14 protein-coding genes are annotated in these 15,796 nt (G+C 56.7%); 8 read left to right on the top strand and 6 right to left on the bottom strand.

The features are described from left to right. Positions 1–685 (top strand): cation:proton antiporter (locus AD928_RS11085; protein WP_209436691.1); only part of this gene is annotated, 685 nt, incomplete at its 5' end. An 81-nt stretch (positions 686–766) separates the two neighbouring features. On the opposite strand, the gene AD928_RS11080 is transcribed toward AD928_RS11085, so the two are convergent. Continuing rightward, positions 767–1,189: an ArsR/SmtB family transcription factor gene (locus AD928_RS11080; protein ID WP_062141589.1), complete on the bottom strand. Its 423-nt coding sequence runs from the start codon at positions 1,187–1,189 to the stop codon at positions 767–769. Continuing rightward, on the bottom strand, positions 1,186–1,845 hold the full coding sequence (locus AD928_RS11075) for a peroxiredoxin (protein ID WP_062141590.1): 660 nt from the start codon (positions 1,843–1,845) through the stop codon (positions 1,186–1,188). The genes AD928_RS11080 and AD928_RS11075 overlap by 4 nt, the downstream gene beginning before the upstream one ends. 108 nt (positions 1,846–1,953) lie before the next feature. Here AD928_RS11075 and AD928_RS11070 point away from each other — a divergent pair, with 108 nt between their 5' ends. The 7 genes from AD928_RS11070 to AD928_RS11040 all read left to right on the top strand — a co-directional run bounded on the left by AD928_RS11070 (position 1,954) and on the right by AD928_RS11040 (position 10,423). Further along, positions 1,954–2,880 carry an MBL fold metallo-hydrolase gene (locus tag AD928_RS11070; protein ID WP_062250534.1) on the top strand — a complete coding sequence of 309 codons (927 nt, stop codon included), beginning with the start codon at positions 1,954–1,956 and terminating at the stop codon, positions 2,878–2,880. Between the two features lie 52 nt (positions 2,881–2,932). Next, positions 2,933–3,715 (top strand): sulfite exporter TauE/SafE family protein, encoded by a 783-nt coding sequence (locus AD928_RS11065; protein WP_062250532.1) that lies wholly within the window; start codon positions 2,933–2,935, stop codon positions 3,713–3,715. Between the two features lie 266 nt (positions 3,716–3,981). Beyond that, complete coding sequence (gene cydD / locus AD928_RS11060; RefSeq protein WP_062250531.1) at positions 3,982–5,679, top strand: thiol reductant ABC exporter subunit CydD; 1,698 nt, start codon at positions 3,982–3,984, stop codon at positions 5,677–5,679. Beyond that, positions 5,676–7,367, top strand: coding sequence for a thiol reductant ABC exporter subunit CydC (cydC, locus tag AD928_RS11055; RefSeq protein WP_062250529.1), 1,692 nt, complete (start codon positions 5,676–5,678; stop codon positions 7,365–7,367). The genes cydD and cydC overlap by 4 nt, the downstream gene beginning before the upstream one ends. A 54-nt stretch (positions 7,368–7,421) precedes the next feature. Further along, a complete protein-coding gene (locus tag AD928_RS11050) occupies positions 7,422–9,038 on the top strand; it encodes a cytochrome ubiquinol oxidase subunit I (protein WP_062250527.1) in 1,617 nt (538 codons plus the stop codon). 27 nt (positions 9,039–9,065) lie between these two features. Further along, positions 9,066–10,205, top strand: a complete 1,140-nt coding sequence (gene cydB, locus AD928_RS11045) for a cytochrome d ubiquinol oxidase subunit II (RefSeq protein ID WP_062250526.1) — start codon at positions 9,066–9,068, stop codon at positions 10,203–10,205. A 14-nt stretch (positions 10,206–10,219) separates the two neighbouring features. Continuing rightward, positions 10,220–10,423 (top strand): hypothetical protein, encoded by a 204-nt coding sequence (locus tag AD928_RS11040; protein WP_062250524.1) that lies wholly within the window; start codon positions 10,220–10,222, stop codon positions 10,421–10,423. A gap of 319 nt (positions 10,424–10,742) precedes the next feature. On the opposite strand, the gene AD928_RS11035 is transcribed toward AD928_RS11040, so the two are convergent. The 4 genes from AD928_RS11035 to AD928_RS11020 form a co-directional block, all read right to left on the bottom strand. Beyond that, a complete protein-coding gene (locus tag AD928_RS11035; RefSeq protein WP_062250559.1) occupies positions 10,743–12,419 on the bottom strand; it encodes a SulP family inorganic anion transporter in 1,677 nt (558 codons plus the stop codon). Positions 12,420–12,609: 190 nt separating this feature from the next. After that, positions 12,610–12,996, bottom strand: a complete 387-nt coding sequence (locus AD928_RS11030; protein ID WP_062141596.1) for a hypothetical protein — start codon at positions 12,994–12,996, stop codon at positions 12,610–12,612. 269 nt (positions 12,997–13,265) lie between these two features. Beyond that, positions 13,266–14,060: an SDR family NAD(P)-dependent oxidoreductase gene (locus AD928_RS11025; RefSeq protein WP_062250522.1), complete on the bottom strand. Its 795-nt coding sequence runs from the start codon at positions 14,058–14,060 to the stop codon at positions 13,266–13,268. A gap of 196 nt (positions 14,061–14,256) precedes the next feature. After that, the gene (locus AD928_RS11020; RefSeq protein WP_062250556.1) at positions 14,257–15,729 is read right to left on the bottom strand and encodes an aminotransferase class V-fold PLP-dependent enzyme; all 1,473 of its coding nucleotides are present in this window, start codon (positions 15,727–15,729) and stop codon (positions 14,257–14,259) included. Between the last annotated feature and the right edge of the window lie 67 nt (positions 15,730–15,796).

Below are 15,796 nucleotides of genomic sequence, written 5' to 3'. Positions count from 1 at the left end.
ACCGGCACAAAACCGTTACAAGTCCACCCTGCAATTTGCCGCCCGAGGGTCCGCCAGCCTGAAAGGCTGGACCGGGCTGGAATTCGTGGCCATCGCGCTACTGGTTGGGCTGGCGCTGGCCGGAAGCTGGGCCACCCGCAATTTAAAGCATCCGCCGCTGTGGGTGATCTGGCTGGCCGTGCCCGTTTATCTGGCCGCAGGCTCCTGGGCCAGTATGCAGCTTGGCCTGCATGAGCTGATCGGGGCGTATTTTGCCGGAGCCATCATGCCCCCCAGCTGGGTTCGCCGCCTGCCGGTGGAAGAAGTCGGTACGTTCTCGCTGATCTGGCTTGCCCCCATGTTCTTTGGCCATAGCGGACTGCATATCAATGGCGACGCCCTGACCTGGCCGTCCGTCATTGCCTCACTGATGCTGGTGGTGCTTTCGGTCGTCACCAAAATTGGTGCGGTCTCTCTGTTCCCTCCTGCTGCCGGGCTTAATGGCAGGCAGCGGCTGAGCATTGGCGCGCTTTTGCAATGCAAAGGCCTGATGGAAATTGTCGCAGCCACCATTCTGCACGAACAGGGCATGATCTCAGAATTCGCCTTTGCATCCCTGATGGTGCTGGCGGTGATTTCAACTGTTCTGACCGGACCGCTCTTCCGGCTGGCGGCCCCCAAGGTATCAGGCGGCACTCCCGCCTGAGCACCTTTCACTTCTAAGGGCAGCCTTACACTATGAGGGCTGCCCCTTAAGGCTCGGTTCATTACCAGCAAAGCCAGCGCGTCAGGATGAGGATGCAGATAAACCGGGGCGGATGAACGCAAACTGCGCTCCGCCTTCTTCCTGCGTTTTGGGGCGTGCGGGCAGTGCTGCGCGCCGCTCGGACACTTCCTGCAAAAGCGGCAGCGCCAAGCGGTCTTCCCGCAGCAGGCCAATCAAAGCCCGTGCGCGCAACACGTCTTCATCACTGGCAAGGCTGTAGTAAATGGTGCGGGATTCCCGGCGCGGCACAATAATACCGGCGCGCCGCAAGGTGCCCAGTTGCTGGCTCAGAGTAGGCTGGCCAATACCGGTTGTGCTCTCCAGTTCGCTCACCGCCAGAGCGCCATCCAGCAAAGCGTCCAGAATCATCAGGCGCTGGGGCTGGGCAAACAGCTTCAATCGTTCCACCAGCTGCTTGGCCATGTCGAACGAGAGGGAGCTCATACCTTTGCATCCTGCTGCAACGCCATGAACCAAGCCGGCCCGGCATCGGCCACGGCATCCTGCGTCTGAGCTGCGGGGCTCACCACATCGTCGCCCGGCATCCAGCCTTCAGGGGTCAGCACATCGCCTTCTGCTACACGCTGCAACGCTGCGAGCAGGCGCATCAGTTCCATGACGGAGCGCCCCACTGTCATGGGGTACCATGTAATGGCCCGCACGATGCCTTCAGGGTCAATCACATAAACAGCCCGCACCGTGGCACTACTCTGGGCCGTGCTGTCCAGCATGCCGTAGGCACGGCCGATGACCATGGAGGGATCTTCCACCACCGGGAACGGAATCACGACGCCAAACTGCGCCCGGATGGCATCCACCCAAGCGAGATGAGAGGGCAGACTATCAATGGAGAGCCCTACCAGCGCGCAGTTCATGGCGCGGAACTGCGGCTCAGCCTTGGCAAAAGCGATGAACTCACTTGTGCAAACGGGCGTGAAATCCGCCGGGTGGGAGAACAGAATCACCCAATGCCCGCGCAGATTGCTTAAAGTCAGGTCGCCCTGCGTGGTCCTCGCCACGAAATCCGGGGCCATATCGCCAATCTTGAGGGGTGGCGGAGCCTGAAAGAGGGGACATGCTTCAAACGTAGGATCGCTCATGCTGCGTTACTTACGCGGGTTACTATCCTTGACGCAAGATGGTTTCGTATTTAATGAAAATGAAGATACACTTTTAAATTAATTTAGAAACTAACAAGGACGCACCTCATGACGGATGCCCCTATTGCCGCAGCGACAGCCCAGATCCTGAATGCTGAACGCAACCCGGCTCAAAAGCCAGTTGTTAAAACCTTTTTCGATGAAGCTACCTTTACGGCCAGCCATGTTGTGCATGACCCGGAAACAAAGGCCGCCGCCGTGGTGGACAGCGTTCTGGATTATGACGCAGCGTCCGGCCGCACGTGCTACGACTCCGCACAGAAAATTGTGGACTATGTGCGGGCAGAGGGGCTGAAAGTTGAATGGCAGCTGGAAACCCATGCCCATGCCGACCATCTTTCCGCTGCTCCCTGGTTACAGGAGCAGATTAGCGGGAAACTGGGCATCGGGGCTGACATCATCCGGGTGCAGGAGGTTTTTGGCAAAATCTTCAATGCCGGCACCCGCTTCGCCCGGGATGGCTCCCAGTTTGACCACCTGTTTCGGGATGGGGACCAGTTTCAGATCGGCAATCTGAAAGCCACCGCCCTCCATGTGCCCGGCCATACCCCGGCTGACATGGCGTTTGTGATCGGGGATGCCGCCTTTATTGGCGATACGCTGTTCATGCCCGATTACGGCACCGCCCGCGCAGACTTCCCCGGTGGGGATGCCCGGATGCTGTTCCACTCCATCCGCCGCCTGCTCACTCTGCCGGAACAGACGCGCCTGTTCCTGTGCCATGACTACAAAGCACCGGGCCGCACCGAATTTGCATGGGAAACGACTGTTGGGGCCGAGCGCGCCCATAACGTCCATGTGCATGACGGCGTGGCAGAAGAGGACTTTGTGAGCATGCGCACCAAGCGCGACTCCACGCTCTCTCTCCCCAACCTCATTATGCCGTCCGTGCAGATCAACATGCGTGGCGGCCATATGCCGGAACCGGAAGAAAACGGCGTCAGTTACATCAAAATCCCCGTCAACAAACTCTAAGCTCTACAGACCGCAGCACCCCTATTTTTTGACCTGAGGCACAAAGCGTAAAATGTCAGATCCCCTTTTACAGACCGGGCTGGAAATTTTTTCCGGCTCACTGGTCGGCTTTACTCTTGGGCTTATTGGCGGGGGCGGCTCCATTCTGGCGGTGCCGCTGATGGTCTATCTGGTGGGCGTTTCCAACCCGCATGTCGCTATTGGCACCAGCGCGCTGGCCGTGGCCATCAATGCGCTGGTCGGGCTGGCGCAGCATGCCCGCGCCCATACGGTCAAATGGCGATGCGCTGCCATTTTTGCGTCCTGCGGCGTGCTGGGGGCGTTTGTTGGCGCGAGTCTCGGCAAGGCTGTCGATGGCAAAAAACTCCTGCTCTGCTTTGCCATCCTTATGATCGGCGTCGGCATCCTCATGCTCCGAGGCCGCAGGAACGAGGGCTGCCCCGGCGCAAGCTGCAACCGCGATAACGCCGCCAAAGTCGCAGGCTATGGCGCAGGCACAGGCCTGCTCTCCGGCTTTTTTGGCATTGGCGGCGGTTTTCTGATTGTGCCGGGCCTGATTGTCTCCACCGGCATGCCGATTCTGAATGCTGTTGGTACGTCACTGGTGGCAGTCTCAGCCTTCGGGTTCAGCACGGCCGCCAGCTATATGGCCTCGGGCTATGTGGACTGGTCTCTGGCCGGGCTGTTCATTCTGGGGGGCGCCATTGGCAGTCTGGTGGGCACCCGCGTGGCGCGCTCCATGGCGCAGTCCAAAGGGGCGCTGACCATCTTTTTCGCCTGCGTAATTTTCTGCGTGGCGACTTACATGATCTGGCAGTGCCTGTTCGGGCGATAAGCAACCCAACACTTAATAACATAAATTAAATATTATCTTCTCGATGAGGAGAGCGACGGGGCCTTCAAGGCCCCGTTTTTTTTGTCTTTTCCTGGCAATCCTTCCGCAATCGCTGAGCTTCTCAAGCCCTGACGCAGCTGCCCTGCAGGTCGCGCAGACTGCCGCACCCTTGACGTCAGATACTTTCGTAAATATTTTAATATGGCTTTCATTAATTATGAAAGTTTATCTCTTTGTGATCCTTTCCCGCAGGCAGGCAAACCTTCATGCACTCCAAGCAACCCAAAAACGACTGGCAGACTGCTGGCATGGCCCGGCGGGCCAAAGGCTGGCTGGCTGGCAGCGTCACGCTGGGTGGCATGGCGGCGGTCCTGTTTGTGCTGCACCTCACGCTGCTGGCCGGGGTGATTGATGATCTGACGTTCAAAGGGAAACCCTTCGCCGCAGAACAGCACACCATCCTACTGCTGCTCGCCTGCCTCGGCGGAAGCCTGTTTCTGCAATGGCTTGCCGATATGGCGGGGACAGAAGCAGGACTGCGCATTGCCGCCCATGTGCGGCGCGATGCCCTGCGGCATCTGTTCCGTGCCGGGCCTGTTGGCTGCACAACCCTTCCGGCAGGACGCATTCTTACCACCCTGACAGAAGGGGTGGATGCGCTGGAACCCTATTTTGCGCAGTACATTCCCCGTGCCGCCATGATGGTCGTGCTGCCACTGCTTATTCTGGCCATGGTGCTCCATCTGGACGGCTGGAGCTTTGTCATTCTGGCCTGTACCGGCCCGCTGATTCCGGTTTTCATGGCGCTGGTTGGCTATAGCGCCCAGAGCATCATGGACCGGCAATGGATGCAGCTGGTTGTGCTGGGCTCCAGCTTTCTGGATTCCCTGCGCGGGCTTAGCACGCTGCGCCTTCTGGGCCAGACAGAGGCCAGCATCAGCCGTATGGCCGCCGCAACCGACGCCCACAGGGCCAGTACGCTTTCCGTCATGAAAATCGCTTTCCTGACCTCTGCTGTTCTGGAATTCTTCTCCAGCCTGTCCATTGCACTGGTTGCCGTGGTTTTCGGCGCACGGCTGCTGTCTGGCACGGTTGATTTTCGGTCCGCTTTTCTGGTCCTGCTGCTGGCACCGGAATATTTCATGCCGCTCCGGGCTTTTTCCGCCAGCTACCATGCCCGCCAGAACGCAACGGCAGCGGCAGCCAGGCTTGCTGACCTGTTCACCCTGCCGGAGATGACGCAACCGGAAAACCAGCCCCGGCTGACACACACCCGGAATCACCCGATAGCCCACCTGATGTGTTCCGACCTGACAGCAGGCTATCCGGGACAAGCGCCAGCTTTTCAGGCGCTTTCCTGCACGCTGTCACGTGGGTCACTGACCGTTATCACCGGGGAAAGTGGCGCCGGGAAAACAACTTTCCTACGTCTGGTACTGGGGTTTTTACAGCCCTCTTCCGGTCAGATCACCGCGTATGACACCACAGGTGCCCCTCTTGAAGTCTGGCAAAGCCGCACCGCATGGGTGCCGCAGCGCCCTGTGATGACAATGGGGAGCATTGCCGACACTCTGCGGCTGGCCAAACCCAACGCAACCGACGCGGAACTGCATGCCGCAGCTCAGCAGGCCGATGCGCTGGAATTTATCGAGGCTTTGCCGCAGGGTTTTGCAACCTCTGTCGGGGAAAGAGGCGCATGCCTCTCCGGTGGCCAGATCAAGCGGCTGGCTCTGGCACGTGCCCTGCTCCGCAATCCGGATATCCTGTGTCTTGATGAGCCAACATCCGATCTGGACCCGGCCAGTGCCCTGCGTGTTGCCCACGCCATTCGGCGCTGTTCTGCAAACCGGATTGTACTTGTTGCCACACACCATGCCGACATGGTCGCGCTGGCTGACCAGTGCCTGCATATCAGTGACGGGCACGGAGAACCCTTCTCCGCACCGCAGAGGGCCTGCGCATGAATCTTCTTACCGTCTCAGGGCTTTTCACGCGCGCTCTGTGCTGGCCTGTTTTCTTCGGTCTGGCCTTGGCCTGTGTTGCAGCCCTTGCCAACTTCGGGCTGCTGTTCCTGTCCGGCTGGCTGCTGGCCGGGGCGGCCTGCGCCGGGGCTGCGGGGCTTGCGGCACAGCAAGCCTTCAACATGATACTGCCCGCCACCGGGGTGCGCTTTTTTGCAACGCTGCGCATTGCCACACGGTATCTGGAACGGCTGGTCACGCATGATGCCAGTCTGCGCCTGACGGGCCGCCTGCGGGTCTGGGTTTATACAAAACTCGCCCCACAGGCCCCGGCCGGACTGACCGACAAACGGGGTGGCGATCTGCTCTCCCGCTTTGTGTCGGACACCGACCGCGTCGGCCAGTCCTACACAGAAACGTTCATCCCTTTTGCTCGCGCCATTCTGTGCGGTCTGGCCTTTGCGCTTATTTCCGGATTTTTCCTGAAAAGCGCAGGACTTATTCTGGCTCTTGGCCTGCTGGTCTGCACTCTGCCGGTCCCCATGAGCGTCGGTCTCCTCTCAGCACCCTGCCTGCGTGCCCTTACCACGCAACGCGGCACCTTTCAGGCTGAACTTGCAGACACGCTTGCAGGCTTAGGGGAGTATCTGACTCTGGGGGCCAGTGAAGCCCGCATTGAGACACTGGATAGCCACCAGAAAACCCTGCAAGCCACAGAACGGCATCTTGCTGCACTGGAAAGCGGTGCACGCAGCCTGATGACTTTTATCGGTCTGCTGACAACCCTTTATGTGGTCATGCTGGCGGTTCGGGCTTTTCATCTGGGCGCACTCTCTGCGCCGAAAATTCCGATGCTGGCTCTGGGGTGTCTGGCTGCCTTTGATGTTACGCAGCCTCTGCCCGCAGCCTGTCAGGCCTTCACCCGCGCCCGCATTGCTGCGGAACGGCTGCAAACATCCTGCAATGCCGCACCGTGCGTTCCTGCTCCCACCGCCCCCGCACCTGCTCTGCACCATCCTCTGGATCTCATCGTTCGCGATATTTCCTTACGATATCCTAATACCCAGCACCGGGTTCTGGAGCATGCCAGCTTCACCATCCGTCAGGGGGAACGTGTGGCGCTTGTCGGGGCATCCGGCATTGGCAAGAGCAGCCTGATCAGCCTCCTGAGCCGGTTCTATCCATATCAGGGCGGTGAGATCACATTGGGAGGTCAGGATCTTCGTCATTTTTCAACGGAAGATCTCGCAAAAACCATCAGCGTCGCCGCACAGGATTTCCACCTGTTCAACGGCACCATTCGGGACACGCTCCAGCTTGCCAACCCGAACGCGGATGACACGCAGATGGCTGAGGTCCTGCGCACTGTGCAGCTGGAAGATTTTGTGCAGCACGCACCCCACGGGTTGGATACACTGATTGGGGATGAAGGTCTCGCACTCTCCGGTGGTCAGGCCAGAAGGCTTGTTCTCGCGCAGGCGCTTTTGCGCAATACCCCATGGCTTATTCTGGATGAACCCACAGAAGGGCTGGACCAGAAAACCGAATACGCCCTGATGCACGGCCTGATTTCCGCAAGGCCGGATGCCACCATCCTGTGCATTACGCATCGGCGCACCCTGATCCCGTTTATGGACCGGACACTCACGCTTGCAGGCGGCCAGATCTGCCCGGCGGAGGAGGTGCCATGAGACGATAACCCCAGAGATCCCGCTTAAGAGTGCCTATGATAAAGGATTTTTAAAATGGACATGATCAACCCGACTGTTGTTGATCTTTCACGCTTTCAGTTCGCGCTGACAGCGCTTTACCACTTCATGTTTGTCCCCCTCACGCTGGGCCTGACATTCATGCTGGCTGCCATGGAAACTGTCTATGTTGTAACCGGCAGAAAAATTTACAAAGATATGGCCATGTTCTGGGGCAAGCTGTTCGGCATTAACTTTGCCCTCGGCGTTGCCACCGGCATTACCATGGAGTTTGAATTCGGCACCAACTGGTCCATGTATTCCCGCTTTTTTGGGGACATGTTCGGCACGCCGCTGGCCATTGAAGGTCTGATGGCCTTCTTTATGGAATCCACCTTTGTGGGCCTTATGTTTTTTGGCTGGGACCGCCTGAGCAAACAGGCCCATCTGGCCGTGACGTATCTGGTGGCCCTCGGCTCCAACCTGTCTGCCCTGTGGATTCTGATTGCGAACGCCGGCATGAACGTGCCGCACGGTGCGCATTTTGACCCGGACACCATGCGCCTGCAGTTTGACAGCTTTGTAAAACTGATCTTCAGCCCGGATGCACAGGCCAAGTTCGTACATACCTCTGTTGCCGGGTATGTCTCTGCGGCTCTGCTTGTTATGGGTGTGAGTGCATTTTATCTGCTGCGTGGTCAGCACAGGCAGTTTGCAGCCCGATCTTTCCGTATGGCAGCACTGTTCGGCATTATCTCCACTGTTGCCGTCATCACGCTGGGTGATGTTCTGGGCCGTGAAGACTATATGGAACAGCCGACCAAAATCGCTGCCATTGAAGGCCTGTGGCACACCAGCAAACCGCCGTATGAACCGTGGATTCTGGCGGCTCTCCCGGATGATGCCAAACAGGAAAACCATTTTGAAATTGGTGTCCCGTTTGTTCTCACACCGCTTATTACGCATGACTTCAACACGCCTATCCGTGGCATGCACGAACTGGAAGATGCTGCCGCACCGCGCATTGAATCCGGGATTGTCGCTGTCTCTGCCCTGCGCCGGTATCAGGAAACACACCAGCAGGCTGATCTGGATGCGTTCAAGGCGCATGAAGCCGACCTCGGCTTTGGCTTTCTGGCCACCCGCCACGCCCCCAATCAGGACGTAACGGCCATTCCGGCAGATGCCCTGCAGAGCGTTGTGGAACAGACGAAACCCGACATTCTGCCGAATGTGTTTGTTACTTTCTGGTCTTTCCGTATCATGGTGTTTCTTGCGCTGTATTTCTTCGCGCTGTTTGCCATTTCCGCTTACCTGAGCCTGAAGAACAAGCTGGAGCGGAACAAGCTCATCCTCAAGGCCTGCATGTGGTCTATCCCGCTGCCTATTCTGGCAACAGAATTCGGATGGATTACTGCAGAAGCTGGCCGTCAGCCCTGGACGGTGTTCAACACGCTGCCGACCTTCCTGTCCGCCTCCACGCACAGCACGTCCTACATGGTGTTCTCTCTGGCAGGTTTTGCGCTGCTCTACAGCATCTTTATCGCGGCAGAACTGTATCTGATGTTCAAGTTCGCACGCCTTGGCCCGGAAGCTCATGACGCCCCGCACAGTGATGATGCGTATGCCGCCCATTGCGCTGTTGTCGGCACCCCGCACGCCTCAGGTCACTGATGTTTTTGTTGAAAGAAAGGTCCTGATATGGAACTTTATGCACTTCTCAAACTGATCTGGGCGGCTCTGCTGTGCGTGCTGCTGATCGGCCTCGGGCTGATGGTCGGCATGGATATGGGCGTTGGCACTCTGCTCCGCTTTGTAGGGCGGAATGATGGAGAGCGCCGCACGGCCCTCAACATCATCGGCCCGCACTGGGATGGGAACCAGGTCTGGTTTATTCTGGGAGGCGGGGCGATTTTTGCCGCCTTCCCCACCCTCTATGCCACGTCCTTTTCCGTTTTTTATGTCGTGATGATCCTGCTGCTGTTCAGCATGATCCTGCGGCCTGTCGCCTTTGAATATCGCTCCAAGGCGGACTCCCACCTCTGGCGCGCCAGCTGGGACTGGGTGTTTCTGATTTCCGGTTTCCTGCCCATGTTCATCTACGGCGCGGCCTTCGGGAACATCCTGCATGGTGTTGGCTACCATTTTGGCTGGACCGGACAGTATTATCAGGACAGCTCCTTTTTCTCATATCTGCTGAACCCGTTTGCCATTCTGTGCGGTCTGATGTCCGTTGCCCTGAGTGTGTATCAGGGTGGCGTGATGCTGATGCTGCGGGCAGAAAACCCGATTTATGACCGTGCCCGTCGCTACGCCCTGCGCGGCGGCCTGACGGCAGCGATACTGTTTATCATTGGTGGTTTCTTTATTGCCCGCATGCAGGGCTTTGTTTTCACCGCCCCGGTCGACCCGGCTATGCCGGCCTCCCCCATGCACGGCCAGCACGTCGCCATGGTTGCCGGTGGCTGGCTGCATAATTACGCCGCCCATCCGGTCCTCTGGCTGCTGCCCCTGCTTGGGCTGGCCAGCATGATTGGCGGAACACTGGCTGCACGCATGAACAAGGTCATTCTCGCCTGGTGGATTGGGCTTGGTTCATGGATTGGCACCATTGGCACGGTTGCTGCAGCAATGTTCCCGTTCTTCATGCCCTCCACCACCGCACCGGACCAGAGCCTGACCATCTGGAACAGCTCCGCCAGTGCTTATGGCCTGACCTGCATGCTGGTTGTCGCGTTGATCTTTGTACCCATCATCCTCTGCTACACCTCATGGTGCTACTACGTGATGCGCGGCAAAGTTCACACGGCGGACATCGTTAACGATAGCCACAGCTACTAAAAGGGAACTTTACCATGCAACTGTTACGTCTGGCCGGTCTGGCCGCTGCTCTGGTCGTCTCCCTGCTGTTTGCCGTTTTTGTGGGGGATCAGGGCCCCTGGTACTTCGCCTGGGTGATTGGTACCATCATGATCATTCTCATTTCCGGTGCCGGCGCAATCCTGCTGGATGCGCAGCAGGACGGCAAAATCGGCTCCTCTTCAGATCAGGAGGTTTAATCATGTTAGGTGATCTTGAAGGAATAATTCTGTTTATTCCCGCATTTTACCTTCTGCTTTATATCATTGCTTATCGGGTTGTGCGTAAGCTCTTCCCGTAACGGAGTGTATGCAGAAAGACCTTTTTTACCCCACGTCGGACTTCTGGCGTGGGGTTTTTTATATCATTCAGAAACTTCTTTTTATTTTATAAGTTTTTAATGATTCATTCTGTTTTCTTGTTGGGTTTTTATGGTATTTTACACACATGGCTTACCAGCGGAGCGCATGCCTCCTCTTTGAGCCTGTTCTGACAAAAAAGCCTCACAAGCTGCCGCTCTCATGCCTTTTCGCACCGGGCATGAGAGCGGGCCGCGGCCACTGCGGTATGGAGTTGGGCATAAATATTGCCCTCACCCAAAACAGCACTAATCCGATGGCGGTCCATATCGGCCCGTAAAAACGGATTAACCCGCCCAAAAGCAATCAAAACAGACTTTGCCTGTAATTCCTGCAAAACGGTACGCAAAAGGCTGGCGGCAGAATAATCAATATCCGTAATAGCACTTGCATCCACCACAATGCAGCGAACAGGGGTGGGTGCTGTTTTAATCAGAAACCGGATATCATCTGCAAAGCGGTTACAGTTCGCATAGAATAAATCTGCACAGAACCGATACACAATCAGGCCCGGTTCCGTTTCAACCCCAGCCTTGACTGGGGAGGCTTCCAGAAGCTTGGTCTGGGCATCTTCCTGCAAAACCATAGTGTGTGGTTCATAACTATGCCGCACATGGCGGAACAGGGAGAGCGCAATCGCTACCAGAATACCTTGCTCCACCCCCACCCCCACAACCGTAGCAGCGGTGATCAGCGCCAGACCGAACTCTCCGGGGCTTTCCTGCCGTATGCGCCATAAGGCGCGCAGGTCAATCATCCCCATCGCAACACTAAAAACAATAGCCCTCAGCACACACCGTGGCAGATAGTGCAGGGGGCCCGTGAGAAAGAGTAAAACAACCAGCGTGACACAGGCAAAAACAAGTTGTGCCTTCTGGCTACGAGCGCCGGCCTGCACGGCCATGGCTGTCTGCGTCGGGCTGCCATTGACCGTAAAAGTGCCGCTCAAGGCGGCCATTGCATTGGCAGCACTTAACCCCAGAATATCCCTGTTTGCGTCAACATCTTCCTGAAACTTGTAAGCGTACGTGCGGGATGTTGCGGCACTTTGCGCAATAATGACGAACACGCAGGAAGTCGCCACCGGCAGCAAGCTAAGCATGTCATTCCACCCCACCCTGGGGAAATGCAGGGACGGCAAGCCGCCAGACAGTGGCCCTACCAGAGCAACGCCTCGCGCCTCCAGCCCCATAGCCCAACTGGCGAAAATGCTTCCAACCACCAGGACCAGCGCCAGTGGCTTGTGCGGTGCAAATTTCTCTCCGGTATATAAAAGCAGGCACATAACAAGCGAGATTGCCGCACTTAACGGCGCAAGATGCGGGAGCGCCTTCAGCAACTCTACAAACTGGAGAAAAGGATTATGCGCTGTGGCCTGTAAGCCCAGCATGTCATACGCCATTGCAATGCCGACCTGCAGGCCAACACCCGCCATAAACCCAACCAGCACCGTGCGGGAGAGAAAATCGGCCAGAAACCCTAGCCTGAACAACCGCGCTGCCAGCAGGAACCCGGCGCTCAACAGCGCGACCATGCTGACAAGCGCCATGTAATGCGCACTGCCCGGCGGGGCCATGCGTGCCAGAGCACTGGAAAAAATGGCCGCGGTTGCAGAATCTGCCGCCACGACCAGATGCCGCGAAGACCCGACACCAGCAAACGCCACCAGCGGTAGCAAAACTGTATACAGCCCGGTTACAGCAGGCATCCCGGCAATACGAGCATACCCCAGAACCTGCGGGATATTCATACAGGCAAGAGAAAGCCCCGCCAGACTATCGCGCACAGTGCTGGCCCGGTCTCCCTGCCCCCACCGTCTGAACAGGTTTTTCAGCATCTTGCCCACCTTACTGGTCTTCTGATCTCTCAAGGCTTTTTGCCGCCATTCCTACGCGGCGTCACCTTTTTAAAAATACGCATCCCCCAATAAAAAAAGCCACCTCGCTCCAATAAAGGAACGAGATAGCTTTAAGAGCACTCAGACAATGCAAGGCGCCCCGCAGGATAAACCTGCGGGCAGAGAGTTTTTAGGCCTGACGTGCTTTCCGCTGCGCATCAACCTTGTCCGTGCGGCAAGCAGGCGGCAGCACTTCCTGCAGGTTTGTAATCGCAGCACCACGGGACAGACCACTTTCTGCCGCCAGTCGGTCAATCACCTCAGACGGCAGAAGCTTCTGCACAACGTCTTCCGTCGTGGGTTCCACAACAGCGTGGTTTTCCCAGTGGGACACAACGGACTGCAAACCATGCTGTTCTGCATGCCGACGTACAATTGCCTGCCCGGCGTTATTGTTGTGTTCCAGATAATGAATAAGGGCGGAAGACAAACCGGATTTATCCGTGGTGGCCGCCGTTACCGTATCGGCCACAGCCGTCAGGGTAGAGCTGATTTTATCTGTGGTGGAAGCTGTCATGATAGTCCCCTTTATAGGAAAGTGGACGAAAGCATCAGGATGTCTCTACACCGCATTGTGTAAAGACGAAACACCAGCGCGCTTGTCATTTCGGCACCGATTGTGCTCGCCCATTGTAAAACCTTACACTTCCAACGAGGAAACGGCGCAGACGTTGCGTATGAGTTCATGAACATTATGTCATGAATTCATACGCCCCCTTATTTCCCCAAATGGCAGTTCTCTCCTGCCATGGAGAAGATGATTTTAATTTAAAGACTTTTTCAATATTAGAAAATCGTTTCCAGAATGCCACCTTCAACCCGCAGAGCGGCGCCCGTTGTAGCAGACGCTTCCTGAGACGCTACATACAGGATCATGTTTGCGACTTCTTCCACGCTGGCCGGGCGTCTGATCAGAGAAGACGGGCGCTGGGTTCGCACAAATTCTTCACTGACCTCTTCAAGAGATTTTCCGGTTTCCTGCATTTTTTCCTTAAACATGGCCTGCACCCCCTCGGACAACGTCGGTCCGGGCAGAACTGCATTGACCGTCACACCTGTGCCGGCCATCCGCTTGGCCAGACCACGGGAGACGGCAAGCTGCGCCGTTTTGGAGAAACCGTAATGAATCATATCGACTGGAATATTCTGCGCAGATTCAGAAGAGATGAAAATAACGCGCCCCCAGCCCTTCTTTTCCATAGCAGGCAGATAAGCGCGGGAGAGCCGCACGCCGGACATGACATTCACATCAAAAAACTGCGTCCAGGTCTCGTCGGTTGTTTCAAAGAAATCTTTCGGTGAGAAAATACCAACATTATTCACCAGAATATCGCAGGAAGGATGGGCCGAAACGAGAGAGTCACATCCCTCTGCTGTTCCAAGATCCGCCTTACAAAATGTCACTTGAGCATCCGACACATCTTTTTTGATGGCGGCAATAGCTTTCTCGCAAGCCTCCTGCTTGCGTCCATTCACCACAACGTCTGCCCCCGCTGCTGCAAGCCCTTTGGCTGTTGCCAGACCAATCCCGAGGGTAGACCCCGTCACAATGGCTTTCCGGCCTTTAAGATCAAATTTCATGATGCGACTGCGCTCCTCTTTAGTGTTCACTCGGTTCCCGGTAACCAGCTCCTTTTGACGCAGGATAGGTAAGGAACTGACCTTGTGGTGCAGAAAGCGACAAGGTGTGGCTGAGCTCTGCACGCACGTCTGACTGAGTGAACAGGAAATAGGAGGCAAAGTTCATCGTGAAATAAACATATCTGCCAACCGGCGCTTATTCCGCTGCCAGTGTCTCCTGATATTTAAAGCGCGCCGTAGCGGTGTCACAGAGATAAGACTGCGCAATAACACTGGCATTTTCAGCCAGTTCATTCACGGATTTCAGAATATACGCCACCTTGGCATCATCCATCAGCACACTGAAGTTCAGACGCACCCAGCCCGGCTTTTCCACTTCCTGCCCGGCACGGATTGCTTCATGCATTCGCATGGATTCGTCCTGACCAAGCGAGAGAAGCCGATGCGCATACGGTCCCGCGCAGGCACATCCGCCACGCGCCTGAATGCCATACAGATCTGACAGCATCCGCGTAAAGAGTTGATGGTGAATCAGCTTTCCGTCTGTATCCTTCACGCGGAATGAGAAAATAGGCAGATGCTGTTTTGCCTGCGCATTTCCCAGAATTTCCAGATAAGGGTTGGCATGCCATGCGTCATAGGCCCGCTGATAAAGCGTGTGATTTCGCTCCGCCATAAACGCCGCACCAATGGCATCCTTAACCAGAAAACACAGAGCGGCCCGAATATTGCCAACGACATCCGGCGTACCAGCTTCTTCCCGCGCAGTAACACTGCCTGAGTAATCATGCCCCCACGGAGAGACAAACCGCACCGTGCCCCCACCGGGTAGCGTTGGCTCCTGTGTTGCGACAGCCGCCTCCCGCACAATCAGCACACCGGATGCGCCGGGGCCACCAATGAACTTATGTATAGAAAGCACGACGGCATCTTTTTCCGCATCTGTCCCGGCCTTCATGTCAATCGGCAGGTAAGGACCACCCCCGGCATAATCCCAGACAGATTTCGCACCATATTTTTTGAGAAGTCGTGTGACAGAATCAGTATCTGTTACAATACCTGTGACATTCGAGGCACTGGAAAACGCACCGATTTTCAGACGTTCCGGGGCCGCTGCGGCCAGATGGGCTTCCAGTTGGGCCAGATCCGGACCACCATCTGGCGCTTCCGCAATTTCAATCAGTTCCGCACCGCTTTCCCGCCAGGGCAGGATATTGGAGTGGTGTTCATACGGGCCGATCAGCACAAGCGGGCACTCGCCGGCCCGCACAGCATCCCGCACTCCCAGCAGATGCACGAGCCGGTTCAGGCCTGCCGTTGCACCATTCCCCGTGAAGATTGTCGCAAACCCCTGCTCAGCGCCGCACAGGCGCGCAATGATTTGCCGGGCCTCATGCCGCATACGGTTCATCACCTGCCCGCAGAACGAGGCCTCCGTATGGCTGTTGGCATAGTAGGGCAGCACCTGCGTGGCGATGGCCTGCTCAATCACACCCAGAGCCCGACCTGAAGCAACGTAATCCGCATAGACCAGCTTTTTGGGACCAAACGGACCGGGAATGGTCAGGTTATCGCCAATCAGATCGTCCCTCAGGCGGGTAATCACATCGTCACCCTGCAAGGTTTTGGCAAAATGGGAAAAGAAGTTTTCGGGGGAAGGTGTCATCATAATTCCGGAACCACGCAGACTGGAAAAGGCTGTTCCGCCATCATAAGAAACACCAATCCAAAAAAGT

Origin of the sequence: Acetobacter cerevisiae, from assembly GCF_001580535.1 — a bacterium.
GTDB lineage: Bacteria > Pseudomonadota > Alphaproteobacteria > Acetobacterales > Acetobacteraceae > Acetobacter > Acetobacter cerevisiae.
This window is presented reverse-complemented; position numbering and strand designations above follow the sequence as displayed.

Bases quoted from the DNA above. Each gene is read 5' to 3' on its own strand.
- AD928_RS11080 (WP_062141589.1), bottom strand. From the start codon at position 1,189: ATGAGCTCCCTCTCGTTCGACATGGCCAAGCAGCTGGTGGAACGATTG.
- AD928_RS11075 (WP_062141590.1), bottom strand. From the start codon at position 1,845: ATGAGCGATCCTACGTTTGAAGCATGTCCCCTCTTTCAGGCTCCGCCA.
- AD928_RS11070 (WP_062250534.1), top strand. From the start codon at position 1,954: ATGACGGATGCCCCTATTGCCGCAGCGACAGCCCAGATCCTGAATGCT.
- AD928_RS11065 (WP_062250532.1), top strand. From the start codon at position 2,933: ATGTCAGATCCCCTTTTACAGACCGGGCTGGAAATTTTTTCCGGCTCA.
- cydD (WP_062250531.1), top strand. From the start codon at position 3,982: ATGCACTCCAAGCAACCCAAAAACGACTGGCAGACTGCTGGCATGGCC.
- cydC (WP_062250529.1), top strand. From the start codon at position 5,676: ATGAATCTTCTTACCGTCTCAGGGCTTTTCACGCGCGCTCTGTGCTGG.
- AD928_RS11050 (WP_062250527.1), top strand. From the start codon at position 7,422: ATGGACATGATCAACCCGACTGTTGTTGATCTTTCACGCTTTCAGTTC.
- cydB (WP_062250526.1), top strand. From the start codon at position 9,066: ATGGAACTTTATGCACTTCTCAAACTGATCTGGGCGGCTCTGCTGTGC.
- AD928_RS11040 (WP_062250524.1), top strand. From the start codon at position 10,220: ATGCAACTGTTACGTCTGGCCGGTCTGGCCGCTGCTCTGGTCGTCTCC.
- AD928_RS11035 (WP_062250559.1), bottom strand. From the start codon at position 12,419: ATGCTGAAAAACCTGTTCAGACGGTGGGGGCAGGGAGACCGGGCCAGC.
- AD928_RS11030 (WP_062141596.1), bottom strand. From the start codon at position 12,996: ATGACAGCTTCCACCACAGATAAAATCAGCTCTACCCTGACGGCTGTG.
- AD928_RS11025 (WP_062250522.1), bottom strand. From the start codon at position 14,060: ATGAAATTTGATCTTAAAGGCCGGAAAGCCATTGTGACGGGGTCTACC.
- AD928_RS11020 (WP_062250556.1), bottom strand. From the start codon at position 15,729: ATGATGACACCTTCCCCCGAAAACTTCTTTTCCCATTTTGCCAAAACC.